The organism is Streptomyces bicolor, assembly GCF_000719285.1.
GTDB classification, from domain to species: domain Bacteria; phylum Actinomycetota; class Actinomycetes; order Streptomycetales; family Streptomycetaceae; genus Streptomyces; species Streptomyces bicolor.
The window spans coordinates 140,805-163,521 of sequence record NZ_JOFS01000013.1; the positions used below are offsets into that span (position 1 = coordinate 140,805).

A 22,717-nucleotide genomic window follows, 5' to 3' on the forward strand; every position below is an offset into this window, starting at 1 on the left:
CGTGACGGTACGGGTCTGGGTGGACGCGTGCTCGTGCGGTGGTCTCAGGCGTCGGGGATGTCTGCCTTGGCGCGAATCAGAGTCTCTCTGCTCACGATGACGATGCGCTCATAGTCGGCGCGGGCGGCGTCTGCGGGCAGTTCCGGCTCAAGCGCCTCGGTGGCCTCGGTGCCGATCACGGCGAAGTTGCCGTCGCTGAGTTCGAACACGTCCGGGCAGGTAGCTCCTGAACTACTGCCTCGGGCGCTGGGAGGCACACCGATGCGGCGCACGATCTTCAAAGGTACCGGTCCTTAGGAACAAGGGGCTAGGCATACTGGGTGGGGAGCAGGTTACTGGTGATTCTGAGTCCCTTGAGGCTGGATGGCGAAAAGTCACCCGGTTGCGTTGTTGCCGCTGCGGGATTGACCGCCGTGGCGTTGCGAGAGCCAGTAACCAACCCCGAAGGCATGGCGAAAAGTCATCCGGGTCGCGCCGCGCCTCATCCTCCGGCCGCTGCGTCCGCGGGCTCCGGTCAGTCAGTCGGCGGATCACCCACCACCCACCACTCGTCCGTGTCGGATTCGTCGAGATCCCGGACGAGCCCGTCGACCATGTGTCCCAACTGGGCTTCTACGGAAGACTCCTTCAGGCTGGCGCGCATGTGCCGCGACGCCTCCCAGTACTCGCGGAAGACCGGGCTCTGGAAGAACTCCCGCAGGCGCGTGTACAGCTCCTCCCGGTCCAGGAGTTCCGCCTGGTAGAGGTGGTAGAGGTGGGCGTACCAAGCGTTGGCGTAGAAGAACTGGCGTCGCCTCTCCGCCGGGATGCTCTGGTCGTAGGTGTCGATCACCGCGGCGAGGGAGGGATCGTCGATCGCCCTCGCGAGCAACTCCCAGTGCATGCGCTGCTGATGGGCCAGCGTTGTCCGCCGGATCGCCAGCTCTTCGAGTTCCAGCCGTCGCTCGTGCAGTCGTGCCTGGTCCGACCGCCATTGACGCGCTGCCAGCGTCACGGTGGCGGTGGCGGCCAGGAGTGTGAGCGCGGCGGAACGCAGCCTCCGTGCAGAACGCTTCCGTGTGGCCATGTCAACCCCCGAATCAGGCGGCCGTCCGCCGGTCGTCGGGGTGCGGGTCGACTGGAGGGGACCGGCGAGCGATGGGCGGCGCTTGCCGTCTCCCAGAGTGCCGAGCGGCTCTGATCGGCGGGGAGGCGGAGAGGAGGCGCACGGAGGGAAGCGAGGGTCGCACACTCCGGTGCCTTGCCCAACGTCTGCCCGGCAAGTGCTGCTAACAATCGTTCACTTCGCCGTGATTCTTCCGGCTCGTATCCTGGGTCGGCAGTCAATCCTCGTACGTGCGCCGAGCCGCGAGCCGGTGCACCCGTCGGCGTGAGAAAGGTCGCACGTTGAGCCAGCCGAACCCCGGTGCGCAGCAGATTCCGGTCGTCGTGCTCGCCGGATTCCTCGGTTCCGGCAAGACGACTCTGCTCAATCACCTCCTCCACCGCAGCGGGGGCACGCGCATCGGCGCCATCGTCAACGACTTCGGCGCCATCGAGATCGACGCCATGGCCGTCGCCGGCGCGCTCGGGGACTCCACCGTCTCCCTCGGAAACGGCTGTCTGTGCTGTGCGGTCGACGCCAGTGAGCTGGACGTCTATCTCGAGCGGCTCGCCCGCCCCTCCACCGGCATCGACGTCATCGTCATCGAGGCCAGTGGACTCGCCGAGCCCCAGGAACTCGTGCGCATGGTGCTCGCCAGTGAGCATCCGGGCATCGTGTACGGCGGGCTCGTCGAGGTCGTCGACGCCGCCGAGTTCGACGGCACCCGCGCGAAGCACCCCGAGATCGACCGGCACCTCGCCCTCGCCGACCTCGTCGTGGTCAACAAGCTCGACCGGGCGGCGGACGGCGAGCGTGTCCTCGGGCTGGTGCGCGAGCTCGCCGACCGTGCCGCGGTCGTCCCCGCCACCTGCGGCCGGATCGACCCAGAGTTCCTCTTCGAGTGCAGGCCCAGCCAGGAGCGCATCGGGCAGTTGTCCTTCGACGACCTGCACGAGCACACCGACGACGGCACCGACGGCGACGACGACCACCACGGCCACCTGCACACCGCCTACGACAGCCTCTCCTTCGTCTCCGAAGAGCCCCTCGATCCACGCCGGTTGATGGCATTCCTGGACAGCAGGCCGGAGGGGCTGTACCGGATCAAGGGGTACGTCGACTTCGGCCCCCACGACGCCGCGAACCGTTACGCCGTGCACGCCGTCGGGCCCTTCCTGCGCTTCTATCCGGAACCGTGGGCCGACCCCGACGCACGCCTCACCCAGCTCGTCCTCATCGGCTCGGGCATCGATTCCGCCGCTCTGGCCAAGGAGCTGGAGGCGTGCAAGAGCGACGCCCCACACGCCGACGAGCACGGCATGTGGGGCGTCCTCCGCTACGTGCAAGACCCTGACGAGCAGGACCTCGACGACGTTCCGGCCTAGACCGGTCCCGCCACCACCGCCACCGTCTTCGGCAGCGAGACACCCGAGCCGTCGCGGCGCGGGTCGATGTCCGGGAGGTCGGCCGGGGAGCCGTTCTTCTGCGCGGCCCGTGCCGGGGCGGGGCCCGCCCAGGCCACGGACAGGCAGTCCTCGCCCTTCAGGAACCGCTGGCAGCGCACGCCTCCGGTGGCGCGGCCCTTGCGGGGGTACTGGTCGAACGGGGTCAGCTTGGCGGTCGTCTGGACCGAGTCGTCCAGCGTGCCGCGCGAGCCCGCGACCGTGAAGACGACCGCGTCGACCGCCGGGTCCACCGCCGTGAAGGAGATGACCTTCGCGCCCTCCGCGAGCTTGATGCCCGCCACGCCGCCCGCCGGACGGCCCTGCGGGCGGACCTGCGAGGCCTGGTAGCGCAGCAGCTGGGCGTCGTCCGTGATGAAGACCAGGTCCTCGTCACCGGTGCGCAGCTCGACCGCGCCCACGATCCGGTCGCCCTCCTTGAGGGTGATGACCTCCAGCTCCCCCTTGTTGGACGGGTAGTCCGGCACCACACGCTTGACGACGCCCTGTTCCGTGCCGAGCGCCAGGCCCGGCGAGGACTCGTCGAGCGTGGTCAGGCAGACCAGCGTCTCGCCGTCCGTCAGGGAGACGAACTCCGACAGCGGCGCGCCGCCCGAGAGGTTAGGCCTCGACGCTGTCTCCGGCAGCTGCGGCAGATCGACGACGTTGATCCGCAGCAGACGGCCCGCGGACGTCACCGCGCCCACCTCACCGCGGGCCGTGGCCGGCACCGCAGAGACGATCACGTCGTGCTTCGTGCGCTTGGCGTCCTCGGCCTCCGCGAAGGGGTCGCCGTTCGCCGTACGGGCCAGCAGGCCCGTCGAGGACAGCAGCACCCGGCACGGGTCGTCCGCCACCTGCAGCGGTACGGCGGCGGCCGGGGCGCCCGCCGACTCCAGCAGGACCGTACGCCGCTCGGTGCCGAACTTCTTGGCCACCGCCGCCAGTTCGGAGGAGACCAGCTTGCGCAGCTCCGTGTCCGACTCCAGGATCCGGGTCAGCTCGGCGATCTCCTCGTTGAGCCGGTCCTTCTCGGCCTCCAGCTCGATGCGGTCGTACTTGGTCAGGCGGCGCAGCGGAGTGTCGAGGATGTACTGGGTCTGCACCTCGCTCAGCGAGAAGCGCTCCATCAGGCGCCCCTTCGCCTGTGCGGAGTTGTCGCTGGACCGGATCAGGCGGATGACCTCGTCGATGTCCAGCAGCGCCGTGAGCAGGCCCTCGACCAGGTGGAGACGGTCCCGGCGCTTGCCGCGGCGGAACTCGCTGCGGCGCCGTACGACCTCGAAGCGGTGGTCGAGATAGACCTCGAGGAGCTCCTTGAGACCGAGGGTGAGGGGCTGGCCGTCGACCAGCGCGACGTTGTTGATGCCGAAGGACTCCTCCATCGGCGTCAGCTTGTACAGCTGCTCCAGGACCGCCTCCGGCACGAAGCCGTTCTTGATCTCGATGACCAGGCGCAGGCCGTGCTCGCGGTCGGTGAGGTCCTTGACGTCGGCGATGCCCTGGATCTTCTTCGAACCGACCAGGTCCTTGATCTTGGCGATCACCTTCTCCGGGCCGACCGTGAAGGGCAGCTCGGTGACGACCAGGCCCTTGCGGCGGGCGGTCACCGTCTCGATCTCGACGGTGGCGCGGATCTTGAAGGTGCCGCGGCCCGTCTCGTACGCGTCCCGGATGCCGGAGAGGCCGACGATCCGGCCGCCGGTGGGCAGGTCGGGGCCCGGGACGTGCCTCATCAGCGTGTCCAGATCCGCGTTCGGGTGGCGGATCAGATGGCGGGCGGCCGCGATGACCTCGCCGAGGTTGTGCGGCGGCATGTTGGTCGCCATGCCGACGGCGATGCCCGAGGCGCCGTTGACCAGGAGGTTCGGGAAGGCGGCGGGCAGGGCCACCGGCTCCTGCTCCTGGCCGTCGTAGTTGGGGGTGAAGTCGACCGTGTCCTCGTCGATCGACTCGGTCATCAGGCTCGTCGCCTGAGCCTGCCGGCACTCGGTGTACCGCATGGCGGCCGGCGGGTCGTCGTTGCCCAGCGAGCCGAAGTTGCCGTGGCCGTCGACCAGCGGGACGCGCATCGAGAAGGGCTGGGCCATGCGCACCAGGGCGTCGTAGATCGACGCGTCGCCGTGCGGGTGCAACTTACCCATGACCTCGCCGACGACGCGGGCGCACTTCACATAGCCGCGGTCGGGGCGCAGACCCATCTCGTTCATCTGGTAGACGATGCGGCGGTGCACCGGCTTGAGGCCGTCGCGGGCGTCCGGCAGGGCCCGGGAGTAGATGACCGAGTACGCGTACTCGAGGAAGGAGCCCTGCATCTCGTCGACGACGTCGATGTCGAGGATCTTCTCCTCGTACGAGTCGTCGGGCGGCGGGGTCTTCGTGCTGCGGCGGGCCATCGCTGCCGGCTCCTTGCTGAAGCGTTGACGGGATCTGACGCGGACCATTGTGGACCGAGGCACTGACAACCACCGACCAGGACCCATTGTTGGGCTCCCGCCCGGCGTCCGAGAAGTGTCGCCGACGCACGGCCCGACCTGCGACCGGCAGGTGGTATCGGGCACCAACCGCCCTGTCGGAGGCCGCCCTTCTCGCCGCGGGCCGCTCGATTCGGCCTGCGAGGCCCTGTGACGCCGGGCGGCGTCATGCGCATGCCCTGTGGCGAGGCAGCACGGCCTCCCACCCGTCTCGCGCGACGCCGGACAGCGGCCCCGGCAAGGATCAGTGCGGACCGTCGCCGTCGGCCGCCGTTCGGCGACGGCAAGCTCGCGCCACGCAACCGTTCACTCGCCGGAGTGATCGCCGGGCACCGTGCCGGTCCGGGCTCCCACCGGCGCGGCCGGTCCCCGCATCCCCGTCCGCCTCGACAGTGCCCCGGAAGCGGACACCGAGCCCTGTCCGACCGCCGTTCTCCGCGGTGCCCCCTGCCCACGTTCACCCCTGTCCGGGCACGGCGTTCTGACCGGGAACTTCGCCGACCCTTCGGACGCTGCATACAGTGGCAGGAACTGAAGCCGAACTGCTCGGCACAACGCAGTGCACGCGACCGGAAGGACACCTTGCCCATGGGTCACACGGCCACACCGGAGGCACAATCCGGCGGCCTCACCGCGACGGAGCACCGCCTGGCCAACGGCCTGCGCGTGGTGCTCTCCGAGGACCACCTCACGCCGGTCGCCGCGGTCTGCCTCTGGTACGACGTCGGCTCCCGCCACGAGGTCAAGGGCCGTACCGGACTCGCCCACCTCTTCGAGCACCTGATGTTCCAGGGATCGAACAGTGTGAAGGGCACGGGCCACTTCGAGCTCGTCCAGGGCGCGGGCGGCTCACCGAACGGCACCACCAGCTTCGAGCGCACCAACTACTTCGAGACCATGCCCGCCCACCAGCTGGAGCTCGCGCTGTGGCTGGAGGCCGACCGCATGGGCAGCCTCCTGGTGGCGCTCGACGAGGAGGGTCTGGAGAACCAGCGCGACGTCGTCAAGAACGAACGCCGCCAGCGCTACGACAACGTTCCCTACGGCACCGCGTTCGAGAAGCTGACCGCCCTGTCGTACCCCGACGGCCACCCGTACCACCACACGCCGATCGGCTCGATGGCCGACCTGGACGCGGCCAGCCTGGAGGACGCCCGCGCGTTCTTCCGCACCTACTACGCGCCCAACAACGCCGTCCTGTCGATCGTCGGCGACATCGACCCGGAGCAGACGCTGGCCTGGGTCGAGAAGTACTTCGGCTCCATCCCGGCGCACGACGGCAAGCCCGAGCCGCGCGACGGCTCGCTGCCCGAGATCATCGGCGAGCAGCTGCGCGAGGTCGTCGAGGAGAACGTCCCCGCGCGCGCGATGATGGCCGCCTACCGGCTCCCGAAAGACGGCACGCGCGAGTGCGACGCCGCCGACCTGGCGCTGACCGTCCTCGGCGGCGGCGAGTCCTCCCGCCTGTACAACCGGCTCGTACGCCGCGACCGTACGGCCGTGGCGGCCGGCTTCGGCCTGCTCCGCCTGGCCGGGGCGCCCTCCCTGGGCTGGCTGGACGTGAAGACCTCCGGCGACGTCGAGGTCCCCGTCATCGAGTCGGCCGTCGACGAGGAGCTCGCCCGCTTCGCGGCGGAGGGCCCCACCGCCGAGGAGATGGAGCGCGCGCAGGCCCAGCTCGAGCGCGAGTGGCTGGACCGGCTCGGCACCGTCGCGGGCCGCGCCGACGAACTGTGCCGGTACGCCGTCCTGTTCGGCGACCCGCAGCTCGCGTTCACCGCCGTACAGCGCGTCCTCGACGTCACCGCCGAGGAGGTCCAGGCGGTCGCCAAGGCCCGCCTGCGCCCCGACAACCGCGCGGTGCTCGTGTACGAGCCGACCACAGCCGAGGCCGACGAGACCACCGACGAGAACGAGGAGTCGGCGCAGTGACCGAGCTCGCCAGCATGGAGTTCCACCCGCAGCCCCAGGCCGGCCAGGCCCGGCCCTGGGCGTTCCCGGCGCCCGAGCGCGGCAAGCTGGACAACGGCCTGACGGTCCTGCGCTGCCACCGCCCCGGCCAGCAGGTCGTCGCCGTCGAGGTGCTCCTGGACACGCCCCTGGACGCCGAGCCGAAGGGCCTCGACGGCATCGCCACGATCATGGCGCGCGCCTTCTCCGAGGGCACCGACAAGCACACCGCCGAGGAGTTCGCCGCCGAGCTGGAGCGCTGCGGCGCCACCCTCGACGCCTACGCCGACCACCCCGGCGTCCGCGTCAGCCTCGAGGTGCCCGTCTCCCGCCTGCCCAAGGCCCTCGGCCTGCTCGCCGACGCCCTCAGGGCGCCCGCGTTCGACGACGCCGAGGTCGAGCGCCTGGTGCGCAACCGGCTCGACGAGATCCCCCACGAGATGGCCAACCCCTCGCGCCGCGCCGCCAAGGAGCTCTCCAAGGAGCTGTTCCCGGCGACCTCGCGCATGTCCCGCCCGCGCCAGGGCACCGAGGACACGGTCGCGGGCATCGACTCCGCGGGCGTACGCGCCTTCTACGAGCGGCACGTCCGCCCCGCCACGTCCACCGTCGTGGTCGTCGGCGACCTCACCGGAGTCGACCTCGACGCCCTGCTCGGTGACACCCTGGGCGCCTGGACCGGCTCCCAGGCCGAGCCGCGGCCCGTCCCGCCGGTGACCGCGGACGACACCGGCCGCGTCGTCATCGTGGACCGCCCCGGCTCCGTCCAGACGCAGCTGCTGATCGGCCGGATCGGCCCCGACCGGCACGACCGCGTGTGGCCCGCGCAGGTGCTCGGCACGTACTGCCTCGGCGGCACCCTCACCTCCCGGCTGGACAAGGTGCTGCGCGAGGAGAAGGGCTACACCTACGGCGTGCGCGCGTTCGGGCAGGTCCTGCGGTCCGCCCCGGACGGCACGGGCGCGGCCATGCTCGCCATCAGCGGCTCCGTCGACACCCCGAACACCGGTCCCGCGCTGCAGGACCTCTGGACGGTGCTGCGTGGCGTCGCCGAGGGCGGCCTCACGGACGCCGAGCGGGACTTCGCCGTGCAGAACCTCGTCGGCGTCGCACCGCTGAAGTACGAGACCGCCGCGTCCGTGGCGAGCACTCTGGCCGACCAGGTCGAGCAGCACCTGCCCGACGACTACCAGGGGACGCTGTACCAGCAGCTCGCCGCGACGGGCACCGTCGAGGCCACCGCCGCGGCCGTGAGCGCCTTCCCGGCGGACCGCCTGGTGACGATCCTCGTCGGTGACGCGGCCGAGATCCGGGAGCCCGTCGAGGCCCTCGGCATCGGCGAAGTCACCGTGGTGGCAGCCGAGTAGACGGCTTTACGGCGCCACGCGCGCGTAGGGGCCCTGGTGACGAAAGAGTCACCAGGGCCCCTTATGCCCGAATTGAGGAGAGGTTGCCTGTCTGGCCTGTGGGATGCGCTACAAAACCCGGGATCCGTTTGGGGATTGACAGATGTCCCGCTTAGCGTCTTCCGGGCTGTCCGTCAGGCAGTGCGCCGCGCCCGCGGCACCGGACAGCCATCGCCGAGTCCCCGTACGGCGCGAGCCAGGGGAGCCGGGGACCCACTCGAAGTCCCTGGGGTGAATCGGACGCCCGCGCGAGCCGCGAGGGGGCCCGTAGGAGACCTTCCTGCTCCGAACCCGTCAGCTAACCCGGTAGGCGAGAGGGAAGGAAAGGACCAGCCACTACATGGCGTTCACCTGCGCCACCGGGAAGAATCGTCCCGCCGGGAAGCACCGTAGGCCCAGCCGGTTCGAGCGCACCACGGCCCGTGCGGCCGGCGTCGCCGCGCTCACCGCCACCGGCGTCATAGGCACCCTGGCCGCCCCGGCGCTCGCCGCGGAACCCGCCGCCGAACAGACCGGCCTCATCCCCGTCATCAGCGTCGACAACTCGATCGCCGACCAGATCGACGCCCAGGCCGACGCCCAGGAGCAGGCGGCCAAGGAGGCCGCCGCCGCGAAGAAGGCCGCCGAGGAGGCCGCGCGCAAGAAGGCGGCAGAGAAGGCGAAGAAGGAGCGCGAGGCCAAGGAGCGTGCCGCCCGCGAGGCCGAGCGCAAGCGTCTGCTGTCCTACGTCGCCCCGATCTCCGGCTCGTACGTCTCCACGGGCTACAAGGCCGGCGGCGCCGTCTGGTCCTCCGGCAGCCACACGGGCGTCGACTTCCACGCCGCCGGCGGCACCTCCGTCCACGCGGTCGGCTCCGGCACCGTCGTGGAGGCCGGCTGGGGCGGGGCGTACGGCAACCAGGTCGTGATCAAGATGAACGACGGCACGTACACCCAGTACGGCCACCTGTCGTCCATCGGCGTCTCGGTGGGCCAGACGGTCACCCCGGGCCAGCAGATCGGCCTGTCCGGCGCCACCGGCAACGTCACCGGAGCGCACCTGCACTTCGAGGCCCGCACGACGGCGGAGTACGGCTCCGACATCGACCCCGTCGCCTACCTCCGCTCGCACGGCGTGAACGTCTGACGCCTGCCACGCGCGCGTGAAGGTGCGCTCGCTGCACCCCTCGTGATCGTCTGACGACACACACTCCGCTCCCCGAAGCCCCGGCTCTCCTGGCCGGGGCTTTCGGTGTTTCGCACGACCCGCTGTCCAAAAAATATCCATGGATTCCGGCCCGCCGTCGGAAATTCCGGCCGGTTGCAATAGAGTCACTGAACACACGTCATTCGTCGACGTTTCACGGGGATTAAGGCGGAGGTCGGTCATGCGTATTCCGGCGCACTCGGTGTGCACGGCGATCCGGGACGACATCGTCGCCGGTGTCTACGAGCGTGGCAGCCGGCTCACCGAGGAACTCCTCGCGCGCCGCTACGGCGTCTCCCGTGTCCCCGTGCGGGAGGCCCTGCGCACCCTGGAGGCGGAGGGCTTCGTGGTGACCCGGCGGCACGCGGGCGCGTGCGTCGCCGAACCGACCGAGCAGGAGGCCGCCGACCTGCTGGAGATGCGCACCCTCCTGGAGCCGCTCGGCGCCTCCCGGGCCGCCCAGCGGCGCACCGAGGCCCATCTGAAGGTCCTGCGCGGCCTGGTGAGGCTGGGCCAGGAGCGGGCAAGGCGGGGAAACAGCGACGATCTGCGCTCCCTGGGCGGCTGGTTCCACGAGACGCTGGCCCAGGCCTCCGGCAGCCCCGCCCTGACCTCGATGCTGACCCAGCTGCGGCACAAGATCGCGTGGATGTACGCCGTGGAGTCGCCGGCCGACCCCGTGGAGTACTGGACCGAGCACGGCGCGATCGTGGACGCGGTGGCGCGCGGCGACGGCGAACGCGCCCGTGCGATCACGGCGCTGCACACCGAGCGCGCGATCTCCGCGCACCGGCTGCGGTTCGGCTCCGGCGGTGACCGCGCGGACCGTGTGAGGAATTCGCAACATCCCGTAAACATGCCGAGCCTGCGGCATTAACAAGGGCGCCGTATACAAAGAAGAGATATTCGGTGGCGGGGAATTTCCGCTGCCCTTTTTCAGGTGCGCGGTGAATTCCGTCGGTCACTCGCCGGAAACTCGTCGTCCGTCTGCCCGAAACAGCGAAGCCGCGCCCGCCGAAAGGCGGGCGCGGCTTCACCGCTTGCTGCGGGAGACCCGCTCAGGTCGTTCAGACCGTCTCGGGCAGCTCCTCGAGACCCTCGGAGACCAGCTTCGCGAGGCGGTCGAGGGCGGCGTCCGCGCCCTCCGCGTCGGAGGCGAGGACGATCTCCTCACCGCCCTGGGCGCCCAGGCCCAGGACAGCCAGCATGGAGGCCGCGTTGACGGGGTTGCCGTCGGCCTTGGCGATCGTCACCGGGATACCTGCGGCCGTGGCGGCCCGGACGAAGATGGAAGCGGGGCGGGCGTGAAGGCCCTCGGCCCAGCCGACGTTGACGCGGCGCTCAGCCATGTGATGCTGCCCTTCGGTGTTCAGGGTTGTCTAGACCAGTTTCCCACACCCGTGAAGCATGCCGGGAGGGACAAAACGCCCCTCCTGAGGTGACCGTCGGGTCGCGGCCTCGACCCGACATACGTCCTCCACAGACTGCCTCGCGCCGTTGTCGTACGCGAGCCGTACTCTGGGCCCCATGCAGAGCGCCTCGGACCGGCACGAGTACCCCGCCCACTGGGAAGCCGACGTGGTGCTGCGCGACGGCGGCACCGCGCGCATCCGCCCCATCACCGTTGATGACGCCGAGCGCCTGGTCAGCTTCTACGAGCAGGTGTCGGACGAGTCGAAGTACTACCGCTTCTTCGCGCCCTACCCGCGACTGTCCGCGAAGGACGTCCACCGCTTCACGCACCACGACTTTGTGGACCGGGTGGGACTCGCGGCCACGGTGGGCGGCGAGTTCATCGCAACCGTACGCTACGACCGGATCGGCCCCGACGGAACGCCCGCGTCGGCACCCGCCGACGAGGCCGAGGTCGCCTTCCTGGTCCAGGACGCCCACCAGGGGCGCGGCGTCGCCTCCGCCCTCCTCGAACACATCGCCGCCGTCGCGCGCGAGCGCGACATCCGCCGGTTCGCCGCCGAGGTGCTGCCCGCCAACACCAAGATGATCAAGGTGTTCACCGACGCCGGGTACACCCAGAAGCGCAGCTTCGAGGACGGCGTCGTCCGCCTGGAGTTCGACCTGGAGCCCACCGACCGCTCGCTCGCCGTGCAGTACGCGCGCGAGCAGCGCGCCGAGGCCCGGTCCGTGCGGCGGCTGCTGGTGCCCGGCTCCGTCGCCGTCATCGGTGTCGGCCGCACGCCCGGCGGGGTGGGCCGCAGCGTCCTCGGCAACATCAGGGACGCCGGGTTCACGGGGCGGGTGTACGCCGTGAACAAGGCCTTCCCGGAGGACCTCAAGGAGCTCGACGGAGTGCCCGCGCACCGCTGTGTGCGGGACATCGAGGAGCAGGTGGACCTCGCGGTGGTCGCCGTGCCGGCCGAGTACGTCCCCGAGGTGGTCACCGAGTGCGGCGAGCATGGTGTGCAGGGGCTGGTCGTGGTCTCCGCCGGGTACGCCGAGAGCGGGCCCGACGGACGCGAGCGGCAGCGCGAACTCGTGCGGCACGCGCGCGCGTACGGCATGCGCATCATCGGGCCGAACGCCTTCGGGGTCATCAACACCGCCGACGACGTACGGCTCAACGCCTCACTGGCTCCCCAGATGCCCCGCCCCGGCCGGATCGGGCTGTTCGCGCAGTCCGGCGCGATCGGGATCGCGCTGCTGTCCCGGCTGCACCGGCGCGGCGGCGGCGTGACGGGGGTCACCGGTGTGTCGACCTTCATCTCGTCCGGCAACCGGGCCGACGTGTCCGGCAACGACGTCCTCCAGTACTGGTACGACGACCCGGACACCGACGTCGTCCTGATGTACCTGGAGTCCATCGGCAACCCGCGCAAGTTCACCCGCCTCGCCCGGCGTACGGCGGCGGCGAAGCCGCTGGTCGTGGTGCAGGGGGCGCGGCACGGCGGCGCGGCGCCGCAGGGGCACGCCGTACGGGCCACGCGGCTGCCGCACACCACGGTGTCCGCGCTCCTGCGGCAGGCCGGGGTGATCCGGGTGGACACGATCACCGAGCTGGTGGACGCGGGGCTGCTCCTCGCGCGCCAGCCGCTGCCGGCCGGGCCGCGGGTGGCGATCCTGGGCAACTCCGAATCGCTGGGACTGCTGACCTACGACGCGTGCCTCTCGGAGGGGCTGCGGCCGTTGCCGCCGCTGGACCTGACGACCGGGGCGTCGGCGGCGGACTTCCACGAGGCGCTGTCCCGCGCGCTGGCCGACGAGACGTGCGACGCGGTCGTCGTCACCGCGATCCCGGCGATCGGGGACGCCACGACCGGTGACGCCGAGCTGGCTCAGGCCCTGAGGTCGGCGGCCGAGCGGATGCCGGGCAAGCCCGTGCTGGTGGTGCACGTGGAGCTGGGCGGGCTGGCGGAGGCACTGTCGGCCGCCGCGAGCACCGCACCCCGGGCGGGTACACCGGCATCCGGCACCACCGTCCGTCCCCACCCGTTCCGCCCGCTGGACTTCCTGGCCGAGGCGCCACCGGAGCAGCCGGACACCGCCGACGACACCCCTCGCCTCATCCCCGCCTACCCCGCGGCCGAGCGCGCCGTCCGTGCCCTCGCCGAGGCCGTCAAGTACTCCCAGTGGCGACGCGAGAGTGCCGACCCCGGCAAGGTGCCCGAGTACGAGGACATCGACGAGAAGGGGGCAGCCCGGCTGATCGACGGGCTGCTCGCGCGCGGGCAGGGCCTCACGCTCGGCACGGACGAGACCTGCGACCTGCTCGGCAAGTACGGCGTCCAGGTGCACCGCGCCCTGCACGCCCCCACCCCCGACGCCGCAGCCGAAGCCGCCCGTACTCTCGGCTACCCCGTCGCCCTCAAGGCCACCGCCCCGCACCTGCGACACCGCGCCGACCTCGGCGGCGTACGGCTCGACCTCGCGGACGAGGAGCAACTGCGGCGCGCATACGCCGAGTTGACGGCGCTGTTCGGCAAGCCGGAGGAGCTGCGCCCGGTCGTGCAGGGAATGGCGCCGCGCGGCGTCGACACCATCGTACGGGCCGTGATCGACCCGGCGGCCGGCGCCGTGCTGTCCTTCGGGCTCGCTGGAGCCGCCTCCCAGCTGCTCGGAGACATGGCGCACCGGCTGATCCCGGTCACCGACCGAGAGGCGACCTCGATCGTCCGATCCATCCGGACGGCACCGCTCCTGTTCGGCTGGCGCGGCTCCGCACCCGTCGACACCCCTGCCCTGGAGGAGCTGCTGCTGCGGGTGTCGCGGCTGGTCGACGACCACCCGGAGGTTGTCGCGGTCACCCTGGAGCCGGTCGTGGTCGCCACCCACGGCCTGAGCGTGCTCGGCGCCTCCGTGCGGCTCGCGCCGCCGCCCGCCCGGGACGACCTCGGGCCGAGAACCCTCCCCGCATACTGAGACCGCCGCGAGCGGTGCCTCGCAGTCAGTGCACCCCCGTAGGATGGGCGTCATGGCCAAGACCAGTACGACGACCCAGGGGCTGCGTGCGGCGATCGAGCGCAGCGGCTACTACCCGGCACTCGTGGCCGAGGCGGTGGAGGCCGCCGTGGGCGGCGAGCCCATCCGGTCGTACCTGGTCCATCAGGAGACGACGTTCGACCAGAACGAGGTGCGGCGGCACGTGACCGTGCTCGTCCTCACCGGCAACCGCTTCATCGTCAGCCACACCGACGAGCAGGCCGCGGACAACACGTCCCCGACGCCGTATGCCACGACGTCCACGGAGTCCGTGAAGCTCGGCCGGATCTCCTCGGTCGTGGTCAGCCGCGTCGTCGCCAACCCGGAGCAGTACGCCCCGGGCACGCTGCCCCGCGAGGTCGTGCTGACCATCGGCTGGGGCGCCGTCTCCCGCATCGATCTGGAGCCCGCCGCCTGCGGTGACCCCAACTGCGAGGCCGACCACGGCTACACGGGCAGTTCGACGGCGGACGACCTCAGCCTGCGCGTCAGCGAGGCCGGCGACGGCCCCGAGACGGTGCGCCAGGCGCTCGCCTTCGCGCAGTCGCTCTCCGAGGCGACCGCGGACGTCACACACTGAGATGATCCAGCCCGCCACCTGGGACTCCCACCCGGAACCCCTCGCCGTCACCTCCGCGCCGCCCCCCGAGTACGGCAGCGGCTCGCTCGCCGATCTGCTGCCCACCCTGGCCGCCGGCATGGCCGTACCGGGCATGACGGCCGCGATCCCCGAGCTGACCCCCGCCGACCGCAACTGCGTGTTCCTGATCGACGGCCTCGGCTGGGAGCAACTGAGGGCGCACCCCGAAGACGCCCCCTTCATGAACTCGCTGCTGGGCAGCTCGCGCGGCGGCACCGGACGCCCGATCACCGCCGGCTACCCGGCGACCACCGCGACCTCCCTCGCCTCCGTCGGCACCGGCCTGCCGCCGGGCGCCCACGGCCTGCCCGGCTACACCGTGCGCAACCCCGAGACCGGCGAGCTGATGAACCAGCTGCGCTGGAATCCGTGGACGTCGCCCCGCGTCTGGCAGCCGTATCCCACGGTCTTCCAGCTGGCGCAGCAGGCGGGCGTGCACGCGGCCCAGGTGTCGTCGCCCGCCTTCGAGAACACCCCGCTGACCAAGGTCGCGCTCAGTGGAGGAACGTTCCTCGGGCGGCTCACCGGCGAGGACCGCATGGATCTCGCGGCCGGGCAACTGGCCGCGGGCGACCGCTCCTTGGTCTACACGTACTACGCCGAGCTGGACGGCGCAGGCCACCGCTTCGGCGTCGACTCGGACACCTGGCGCGGCCAGCTCATGTACGTCGACCGGCTCGTCCAGCGCCTCGCCGAGCAGCTCCCGCCGCGCAGCGCGCTCTACGTCACCGCCGACCACGGCATGATCGACGTGCCCTTCGACGAGGAGCACCGCATCGACTTCGACGAGGACTGGGAGCTGCGCGCCGGGGTCGCCCTGCTGGGCGGCGAGGGCCGGGCGCGGCACGTGTACGCGGTGCCGGGGGCCGAGCAGGACGTGCTGACCTGCTGGCGCGAGGTGCTCGGCGAGCAGTTCTGGGTGGCCTCACGGGACGAGGCGATCGCGGCGGGCTGGTTCGGGCCGCGGATCGACGAACGGGTCTACGACCGCATCGGCGACGTGGTCGCGGCGGCTCGGGACGACGTCCTGATCATCGCGTCCGAGCGGGAGCCGAAGGAGTCGGCGATGGTCGGCAACCACGGCTCCATGACCCCCGCCGAGCAGTTGGTCCCCCTGCTCGAAGTACGCTCCTGACGCGTCCCGCCGCCCCCCTCACTCCCTTCGTTGCCGAAAGGTGCTCAACTCAACATGCCCGAGCTGGTGTTCTTCTCCGGAACGATGGACTGCGGGAAGTCGACGCTGGCTCTCCAGATCGAGCACAACCGTTCGGCGCGTGGCCTCGCGGGCATGATCTTCACCCGTGACGACCGCGCGGGCGAGGGCAAGTTGTCCTCGCGGCTCGGCCTGGTCACGGACGCGGTGGAGGTCGAGGACGGCATGGACCTGTACGCGTACGTCGTCGACCACCTCTCCCGGGGCGGCCGCGCGGACTACGTCATCGCCGACGAGGCCCAGTTCCTCGCGCCGAAGCAGATCGACCAACTCGCGCGCGTGGTCGACGATCTGGGTCTCGACGTCTACGCCTTCGGCATCACGACCGACTTCCGCACCAAGCTGTTCCCCGGCTCCCAGCGGCTGGTGGAACTCGCCGACCGGGTCGAGGTGCTCCAGGTCGAGGCGCTGTGCTGGTGCGGTGCCCGTGCCACGCACAACGCCCGCACGATAGGCGGCGAGATGGTCGTCGAGGGTGCCCAGGTGGTCGTCGGCGACGTCAACCAGGCGGACGCCGTCGGCTACGAGGTCCTGTGCCGCCGCCACCACCGCCGCCGTATGACGGCGGCCACCGCACACGCGGCGGCGCTGTCGCCCGATGTCCTGCCGGTGCAGCCGGCCTGATCCACGGTCCCGTCCCGCGGCCCGGCTCCCGGCGTCGTCAGCGCGGATTCTCGATGACGGAGAACCGCGCCCCCTCCGGATCCGACACCGTCGCCACGCGGCCGTGGGCGCTGTCGTGGGCCGGTTTGAGGACGTGGCCGCCGAGTTCGACGACCGTGGCCAGCGTCTCGTCCGTGTCGGCGACCTCGAAGTACGTCATCCAGTGCGGGCCCCGGTCCCGGGGCAGGGCGTTGCCGACGCCGTGGATGCCGGCGACCGGGCGGCCGTCGATGTGCAGGGCGACGTAGTCGAGGTCGGCGGAGACGACCGGCTCCTCCTCGTAGGCGAACACGGACTCGTAGAACTTGGCCACGTTCACGGACTCGAAGGTCAGCAGCTCGTTCCAGGCGGGGGTGCCGGGCACGCCGGTGACCGCCGTGCCTAGGTGGGCCGCCGTCTGCCAGATGCCGAAGACGGCGCCGGCGGGGTCGGAGCAGATCGCCATCCGGCCGGCCTCGCCGGCGTCCAGCGGGCCCACGCCTACCGTGCCGCCGCACAGCCGTACCGATTCGGCGGTCAGGTCCACGTCGTTCGAGGCGAGGTAGGGCGTCCAGGCGATGGGGAGGTGGCGGTCGGGCGGCAACTGGCCGATGCCGGCCACCTCATGGCCGTTCAGCAGGGCCCGCACATAGGGGCCGAGTTGCTGAGGGCCGGGCTGGAACTCCCAGCCGAACAGCGCGCCGTAGAAGTCCTGGGTCGCGGCCAGGCCGTGCACCATCAGACTCACCCAGCAGGGCGTGCCGGGCGCGTGGCGGGCGTGCGTCGCGCCGTTCGGGCCGGCCGACCCCCGTGCCTCGGTCATGGTCACTCTCTCCTCGGTCCCTCGCGGTGGCCGTGTCGCTTCCGCTGTCCGGACCCCCGTGCCGATGCTCGCACCACCCGTGGCCGCGCGCGCTGCGGGCGCGCCGCGCACGGCGGCCGGTGCCCGGAGGATGCCCGGTGTGCGATTTACCGCCCGTTTCCGTGCGATTGCCGACGGATGTCGATCTCCTGTACAGCATGTGCCCGGTCCCGTACGCCTCGTGATCGGGCCTGTCCGGCGGGCAGAGTATCCGGAGCGAGCCGCTGCGGCCACCCCGTGCGCAAGGATGGTGGCCATGAACGCCATCATCTCCGCATCCGAACTCGCGAGCGCGTCGGCGGGGGAGAACCCGCCGGTGCTGCTCGACGTCCGCTGGCAGTTGACCCTGGCCAAGACGCCCGGTGAGCTCCCGTTCGACGGCAGGAAGGCCTACGAGGCGGGGCACATCCCCGGCGCGGTCTATGTCGACCTGGACCGGGAACTGGCCGCCACGCCCGGTTCGCGTGGCCGTCACCCGTTGCCGGACTTGGCCGGATTCGGCGCGGCGATGCGCCGGGCGGGCGTGTCGTCCGGGACGCCGGTGGTCGTGTACGACGGCGGGCAGGGCTGGGCGGCGGCGCGCGCGTGGTGGCTGCTGCGCTGGACGGGGCACCCGGACGTGCGGGTCCTCGACGGCGGACTGCCCAGCTGGGAGGGGCCTCTGGAGACGTCCGTACCGACTCCGGCGGAGGGCGACTTCGAGCCGGTGCCGGGAGCGACGGGCCTGCTCGACGCCGACGGGGCCGCGGCGCTCGCCCGGTCCGGGGTGCTGCTGGACGCCCGTGCGGGGGAGCGGTACCGCGGCGAGGTCGAGCCGATCGACCCGGTCGGCGGCCACATCCCGGGCGCCGTGTCCGCCCCCACGAACGACAACGTCGGCGCGGACGGCCGTTTCCTGGCCGCCGAGGAACTCCGGGCCCGTTTCAAGGCGCTGGGCGCCTCCGAGGGCACGGAGGTCGGCGTGTACTGCGGTTCGGGCGTCTCCGCCGCCCATGAGGTGCTGGCGCTGGCGGTCGCGGGGATTCCGGCGGCGCTGTACGTCGGTTCGTGGTCGGAGTGGTCGTCGGATCCGTCCCGTCCCGTGGCTGTGGGACCGGATCCGCAGTAGGGCGTAGGACGGCCCCGAACGGCACGAGGGCCGCGTTGCGACCAACGCGGCCCTCGTCTTCGTACGGTCGCCTGCGCAGCCGTACGACCGACTACTCCTGCTTCTTCCTGCGCGTACCGAACACGATCTCGTCCCAGCTCGGGACGGCGGCCCGGCGGCCGGGGCGGACGCCGTCCGCTTCGGCCTGGCGGTCCGTGGCGCCGATGAGACGGTCGCGGTGGCTGCCGACGGAGCGGGGCATCAGGACGTCCGCGTAGGCGGAACCCGCCGAGGCGGCCGGCGCCGGGGGCTCCTCCGTGGCCGGTTCGGCGGGAGGTTCCTCCACGTCGGGCTCGGACGGGCGCTCCGGCACCACCAGGTCGCCGCGGAAGCTCGGCACCGCCTCCAGCAGGCTGGTCAGCGAGTCCCGTTCCTCCGTGATCTCCTCGGCCGGCTCGGAGGCCTGCGCGGGCAGGCTCGGCCGGTCGCCGCGGTCGAGGGCACGATCCATCGAACGCTCGCGCGGAAGCCGGGCGATCCGTGGCACGAACGGGAAGCTGGGCTCCGGCGCGGCGAGGTCGTCGGACTCGCCGATCAGCGAGCGCGCCTCGTCGTCGACGGCCTGGACGAGCCGCCGGGGCGGGTCGTACGTCCAGCTCGCCGAGTGCGGTTCGCCCGCGACCCGGTAGACCAGCAGCACCTCCCAGGTGCCGTCGTCCCGGCGCCACGAGTCCCACTGGACGCTGTCCTTCTCGGCACCGCGGAGCAGCAGCCGCTCCTGGACGGCCTCGCCGAGCTGCGGACCGGCCGCGTTCTCGCCGGGGCGGCGGACGGGGGTCTTGCGGGCCCGTTCGGCCATGAACGCGCGCTCGGCGAGCACGGGGCCCTCGAAGCGCCGTACGCGGTCGACGGGGATGCCGGCGAGCTGGGCCACCTCTTCCGCGGTGGCACCGGCGCGTATACGCGCCTGGATGTCACGGGGGCGGAGATGGCTCTCCACCTCGATCTCGATCTGCCCGAGGCGGGGGCGGTCGCCACGTACGGCGGCGCGCAGCCGTTCGTCGATCGGAAGGGTGTACTCCGTTGCGTCGGCAGCCTTGAGCACCAGCCGTGTGCCGTCATTCGAGACGGCCACGACACGCAGTTCGGGCATGGGGACCTCCCGGGTGGTGCCTGCCGACGTCACGTGCGTCGCTGCTTCCGCTAGTCGAGTGTGGCCTGCCCGGGTGCAGCCTGCCACAACCTTGCCGAGTTGCCCGGCGTGTCGGGCACGGGCCCTGGATCGCCGTTATGGCACGGTTACCTATTCGCAACGCTAAGTGACCAACTCCGTCACCCTGTGCAACTAGCCCCCTCCCGGCGGTCCTTGAAGGCCACGGACGCCCTGGCGGGAGACCGGACCCAGGGCTCGCAACAGTACTCCATTTGGGCCACGTGCGTGGATTGGCACGCCGCCCAACTTCTGACAAGAAGCGTGACTCGGCCGACCGTTGAGCCGTTGTCTGATCTTCAACGTGGCGTACTTCACGCAATCCGCCGAAACGGAACTAATGGTTTCGCGCATACGTCCCCTTGCCGCACGGTTGGCCGAACGCCGGCTCGGGCCGGTCGGGCGCTACGCCCCCAACACCCGCCGCACGTAGTCGTTCTGGAACCGGCGGTCGGGGTCGAGCCGGTCCCGCAGCGCCGTGAACTCGCCGAAGCGCGGGTACACCTGGGCGAAGTACTCGGCGTCCCGCGTGTGCACCTTGCCCCAGTGCGGCCGCCCCTCGTGCGCGGTGAAGATCCGCTCGGCGGCGGTGAAGTACCGCTGGTACGGGGTGCCCTTGACCATGTGGACGGCGATGTACGCGCTGTCGCGGCCCGAGGCGGTGGACAGCGTGATGTCGTCGGCGGGGGCGGTGCGCACCTCGACGGGGAAGCTGACCCGGAGGCCGGAGCGGTCGATCACGGCCTTGAGTTCGCGCAGCGTCTCGACGACGGCCGCGCGCGGGACGGCGTACTCCATCTCCACGAAGCGCACTCGGCGCGGCGATGTGAAGACCTTGTACGGGATGTCGGTGTAGGTCCGCGACGACAGGGCCTTGCTCGAGATCCGGGCGATCGCCGGGATGGTGGCGGGCACCGCGCGGCCGACCCACTGGGCCACCTGGAAGACGCCGTTGGAGAGGAACTCGTCCTCGATCCAGCCCTGGAGCTGGGGTACCGGCTTCTCCGGGCCCGCGCTGCGGTTGTTGCGCTTGGTGTTGGTGCTGCCGGTGTGGGGGAACCAGTAGAACTCGAAGTGCTCGTTCTCGGCCCAGAGTTCGTCGAACTCGGCCAGGACCCGGTCGAAGGGCATCGGCTCCTCGCGCGCGGTGAGGAGAAAAACGGGCTCCACGGCCAACGTGATCGCGGTGACGACGCCGAGCGCGCCGAGGCCGATCCGTGCGGCCGCGAAGACCTCCGGGTTCTCCTTCTCGGAGCAGGTGAGCACCGAACCGTCGGCCGTGACCAGCTCCAGTCCCTTGATCTGGGCGGCGATCGAGCCCGAGTCACGGCCCGTGCCGTGGGTGCCGGTGCTGGTGGCGCCGGAGACCGTCTGCTCCATGATGTCGCCCATGTTCGTGAGCGACAGGCCCTCGCGCGCCAGGGCCATGCTGAGTCTCTTGAGCGGGGTGCCTGCCTCGACCGTCACGGTCATGGTGTCCCGGTCGATGTCGCGTATGCCGGTCAGCAGTTGAGGGCGGATCAACACGCCGTCGGTGGCGGCTATGGACGTGAAGGAGTGTCCGCTCCCGACCGCCTTCACCTTCAGGCCGTCCTCGGCGGCCCGGCGTATCGCCGCCGACAGCTCCTCCACGGAGGCCGGAGTGACCTCACGCGCGGGACGGGCGGCGACATTGCCGCCCCAGTTACGCCACGTGCCGTTCTTCCCGCTCGCTGTGCTGCTCAACGGTGCCTCCCCGACGCGGAGCCGGCCTGCTGAGCCGGCGGTACCCCAGGAAACCGACCGCGACCGCGACGGCCCCGGACACCGCCGGAACCCCGTACCCGGCGCTCGCACCGGCGGCGTCGATCACCCAGCCGGCCGCTGAGGAGCCGAGCGCCACCCCGACCGCGAGCCCGGTGCTCACCCAGGTCATGCCCTCGGTCAGTTGCGCGCGTGGTACGTGCTCTTCGATCAGGGACATGGTGGTGATCATCGTGGGAGCGACGGCCATGCCCGAGGCGAACAGCGCCACGGCCAGAAACGGCAAGTTTCCGACCAGTAGGAGGGGGATCATACTCACGGCCATCGCGCATATGCCCAGCAGCCAGCGAGGTTCGGGCGACCCCTTGAAGCGCAGCAGTCCGAAGACGAGGCCCGCCGCGCAGGAGCCCGCGGCGTACAGCGCGAGGACCACGCTCGCGGCGGCCTTGTGTCCCTGCTCGTCCGCGAAGGCGACGGTGACCACGTCCACGGCGCCGAAGATCGCTCCGGTCGCCACGAAGGTGGCCACCAGGACCTGCAGCCCCGGGGCGCGCAGGGCCGAGCTGCCGCCCTGCTTCTCACGCGGATGCGGTGCCGGCTCGGTGGCCTGCTGAGCGGTCAGCCAGAAGACGCCGACCGCCAGGAAGCAGCCGGCGAGCAGCGGTCCGGCCTCAGGGAACCACGCCGTGGACAGGCCGATGGAGATGATCGGCCCGAAGATGAAGCACACCTCGTCCACCACGGACTCGAAGGAGTACGCGGTGTGCAGCTGCGGCGTCCCCCGGTACAGCGCGGCCCAGCGGGCGCGGATCATCGCCCCGACGCTGGGCACGCACCCGATGCCGACGCAGGCCACGAACAGCACCCAGTCCGGCCACCCGTAGTGCGCGGCGAACAGCAGCAGTGCCCCCGCCACGAGCGAGACCAGCGTCGCCGGGCGGAGCACCCGCCGCTGCCCGTACTGGTCGACCAGCCGCGAGACCTGCGGGCCCGCCACCGCCGCGGCGAGCGCGATGGTGGCCGACAGCGCGCCGGCGAGGCCGTACCGCCCGGTCAGCTGGGAGACCATCGTGACCACGCCGATGCCCATCATCGACAGCGGCATCCGGCCGAGGAGACCCGCGGCGGAGAAGGCCTTGGTGCCAGGGGCGGCGAACAGGGCGCGGTAGGGGCTGGGCACGGGGGTCTCCGGTCGGGCGGGAGCAGCGGCGCTGCGGCGGCTCAAGGCGAGTCAGGGGCAGATCAGTGGCACAACAGGGGTAACTCGGGGCAGCACAAGGGAAGTTCAGGGGCAGCGCGGTAAGGCGCGTGGGCAGTACACACAGCTTACGAGTTAGGTGACCC

18 protein-coding genes and 1 riboswitch are annotated in these 22,717 nt (G+C 71.3%); of the genes, 10 read left to right on the top strand and 8 right to left on the bottom strand.

Translation table 11 applies throughout. The features are described from left to right. Window positions 1-44: 44 nt before the first annotated feature. Together IF78_RS0119340 and IF78_RS0119345 are read right to left on the bottom strand one after the other, a co-directional pair. Window positions 45-281, bottom strand: a complete 237-nt coding sequence (locus IF78_RS0119340) for a hypothetical protein (protein WP_031486357.1) — start codon at window positions 279-281, stop codon at window positions 45-47. 233 nt (window positions 282-514) lie between these two features. Next, a complete protein-coding gene (locus IF78_RS0119345; protein WP_031486356.1) occupies window positions 515-1,066 on the bottom strand; it encodes a DUF6082 family protein in 552 nt (183 codons plus the stop codon). Window positions 1,067-1,386: 320 nt separating this feature from the next. On the opposite strand from IF78_RS0119345, the gene IF78_RS0119350 reads away from it, so the two are divergent. Further along, window positions 1,387-2,469, top strand: a complete 1,083-nt coding sequence (locus tag IF78_RS0119350) for a CobW family GTP-binding protein (protein WP_031486355.1) — start codon at window positions 1,387-1,389, stop codon at window positions 2,467-2,469. Here IF78_RS0119350 and IF78_RS0119355 read toward each other — a convergent pair. Further along, entirely contained in the window at window positions 2,466-4,922 is a 2,457-nt protein-coding gene (locus IF78_RS0119355; RefSeq protein ID WP_031486354.1) for a DNA gyrase/topoisomerase IV subunit A, read from the bottom strand. The two genes, IF78_RS0119350 and IF78_RS0119355, sit on opposite strands and share 4 nt — an antisense overlap. Before the next feature lie 666 nt (window positions 4,923-5,588). Here IF78_RS0119355 and IF78_RS0119360 point away from each other — a divergent pair. The 4 genes from IF78_RS0119360 to IF78_RS0119375 all read left to right on the top strand — a co-directional run bounded on the left by IF78_RS0119360 (window position 5,589) and on the right by IF78_RS0119375 (window position 10,419). Beyond that, a complete protein-coding gene (locus tag IF78_RS0119360) occupies window positions 5,589-6,932 on the top strand; it encodes a M16 family metallopeptidase (protein ID WP_031486353.1) in 1,344 nt (447 codons plus the stop codon). Next, entirely contained in the window at window positions 6,929-8,317 is a 1,389-nt protein-coding gene (locus IF78_RS0119365; protein WP_031486352.1) for a M16 family metallopeptidase, read from the top strand. Before IF78_RS0119360 ends, IF78_RS0119365 begins: the two co-directional genes overlap by 4 nt. A gap of 201 nt (window positions 8,318-8,518) precedes the next feature. Continuing rightward, a riboswitch (cyclic di-AMP (ydaO/yuaA leader) is annotated at window positions 8,519-8,684 on the top strand. A gap of 12 nt (window positions 8,685-8,696) precedes the next feature. After that, complete coding sequence (locus IF78_RS0119370) at window positions 8,697-9,482, top strand: M23 family metallopeptidase (protein ID WP_031486351.1); 786 nt, start codon at window positions 8,697-8,699, stop codon at window positions 9,480-9,482. Window positions 9,483-9,723: 241 nt separating this feature from the next. Next, window positions 9,724-10,419 (top strand): GntR family transcriptional regulator, encoded by a 696-nt coding sequence (locus IF78_RS0119375; protein WP_031486350.1) that lies wholly within the window; start codon window positions 9,724-9,726, stop codon window positions 10,417-10,419. A gap of 190 nt (window positions 10,420-10,609) precedes the next feature. Here IF78_RS0119375 and IF78_RS0119380 read toward each other — a convergent pair whose 3' ends face one another. Next, window positions 10,610-10,891, bottom strand: a complete 282-nt coding sequence (locus IF78_RS0119380; RefSeq protein WP_016432192.1) for an HPr family phosphocarrier protein — start codon at window positions 10,889-10,891, stop codon at window positions 10,610-10,612. 178 nt (window positions 10,892-11,069) lie between these two features. Between IF78_RS0119380 and IF78_RS0119385 the strand changes: the two genes are divergently transcribed. Genes IF78_RS0119385 through IF78_RS0119400 form a run of 4 tightly spaced genes read left to right on the top strand, consistent with a single transcriptional unit; the run spans window position 11,070 to window position 16,453 of the window. Next, window positions 11,070-13,916 carry a bifunctional acetate--CoA ligase family protein/GNAT family N-acetyltransferase gene (locus tag IF78_RS0119385; RefSeq protein ID WP_031486349.1) on the top strand — a complete coding sequence of 949 codons (2,847 nt, stop codon included), beginning with the start codon at window positions 11,070-11,072 and terminating at the stop codon, window positions 13,914-13,916. Between the two features lie 43 nt (window positions 13,917-13,959). Beyond that, window positions 13,960-14,556, top strand: a complete 597-nt coding sequence (locus IF78_RS0119390; RefSeq protein ID WP_078662509.1) for a DUF5998 family protein — start codon at window positions 13,960-13,962, stop codon at window positions 14,554-14,556. Between the two features lies 1 nt (window position 14,557). Further along, window positions 14,558-15,751 carry an alkaline phosphatase family protein gene (locus IF78_RS0119395; protein ID WP_031486347.1) on the top strand — a complete coding sequence of 398 codons (1,194 nt, stop codon included), beginning with the start codon at window positions 14,558-14,560 and terminating at the stop codon, window positions 15,749-15,751. A 54-nt stretch (window positions 15,752-15,805) separates the two neighbouring features. Next, window positions 15,806-16,453 carry a thymidine kinase gene (locus IF78_RS0119400; protein ID WP_031486346.1) on the top strand — a complete coding sequence of 216 codons (648 nt, stop codon included), beginning with the start codon at window positions 15,806-15,808 and terminating at the stop codon, window positions 16,451-16,453. Between the two features lie 37 nt (window positions 16,454-16,490). Here IF78_RS0119400 and IF78_RS0119405 read toward each other — a convergent pair whose 3' ends face one another. Further along, window positions 16,491-17,294: a VOC family protein gene (locus IF78_RS0119405; RefSeq protein WP_031486345.1), complete on the bottom strand. Its 804-nt coding sequence runs from the start codon at window positions 17,292-17,294 to the stop codon at window positions 16,491-16,493. A 295-nt stretch (window positions 17,295-17,589) separates the two neighbouring features. On the opposite strand from IF78_RS0119405, the gene IF78_RS0119410 reads away from it, so the two are divergent. After that, window positions 17,590-18,441: a sulfurtransferase gene (locus IF78_RS0119410; RefSeq protein ID WP_031486344.1), complete on the top strand. Its 852-nt coding sequence runs from the start codon at window positions 17,590-17,592 to the stop codon at window positions 18,439-18,441. A gap of 91 nt (window positions 18,442-18,532) precedes the next feature. Here the strand turns inward: IF78_RS0119410 and sepH are convergent, their stop codons facing one another. From sepH to IF78_RS0119425, 3 genes are all read right to left on the bottom strand, one after another. Then, window positions 18,533-19,573, bottom strand: a complete 1,041-nt coding sequence (gene sepH, locus IF78_RS0119415) for a septation protein SepH (protein ID WP_031486343.1) — start codon at window positions 19,571-19,573, stop codon at window positions 18,533-18,535. Window positions 19,574-20,035: 462 nt separating this feature from the next. Next, window positions 20,036-21,355 (bottom strand): D-arabinono-1,4-lactone oxidase, encoded by a 1,320-nt coding sequence (locus IF78_RS0119420; RefSeq protein WP_031486342.1) that lies wholly within the window; start codon window positions 21,353-21,355, stop codon window positions 20,036-20,038. Then, a complete protein-coding gene (locus tag IF78_RS0119425) occupies window positions 21,315-22,553 on the bottom strand; it encodes an MFS transporter (protein WP_031486341.1) in 1,239 nt (412 codons plus the stop codon). The genes IF78_RS0119420 and IF78_RS0119425 overlap by 41 nt, the downstream gene beginning before the upstream one ends. Between the last annotated feature and the right edge of the window lie 164 nt (window positions 22,554-22,717).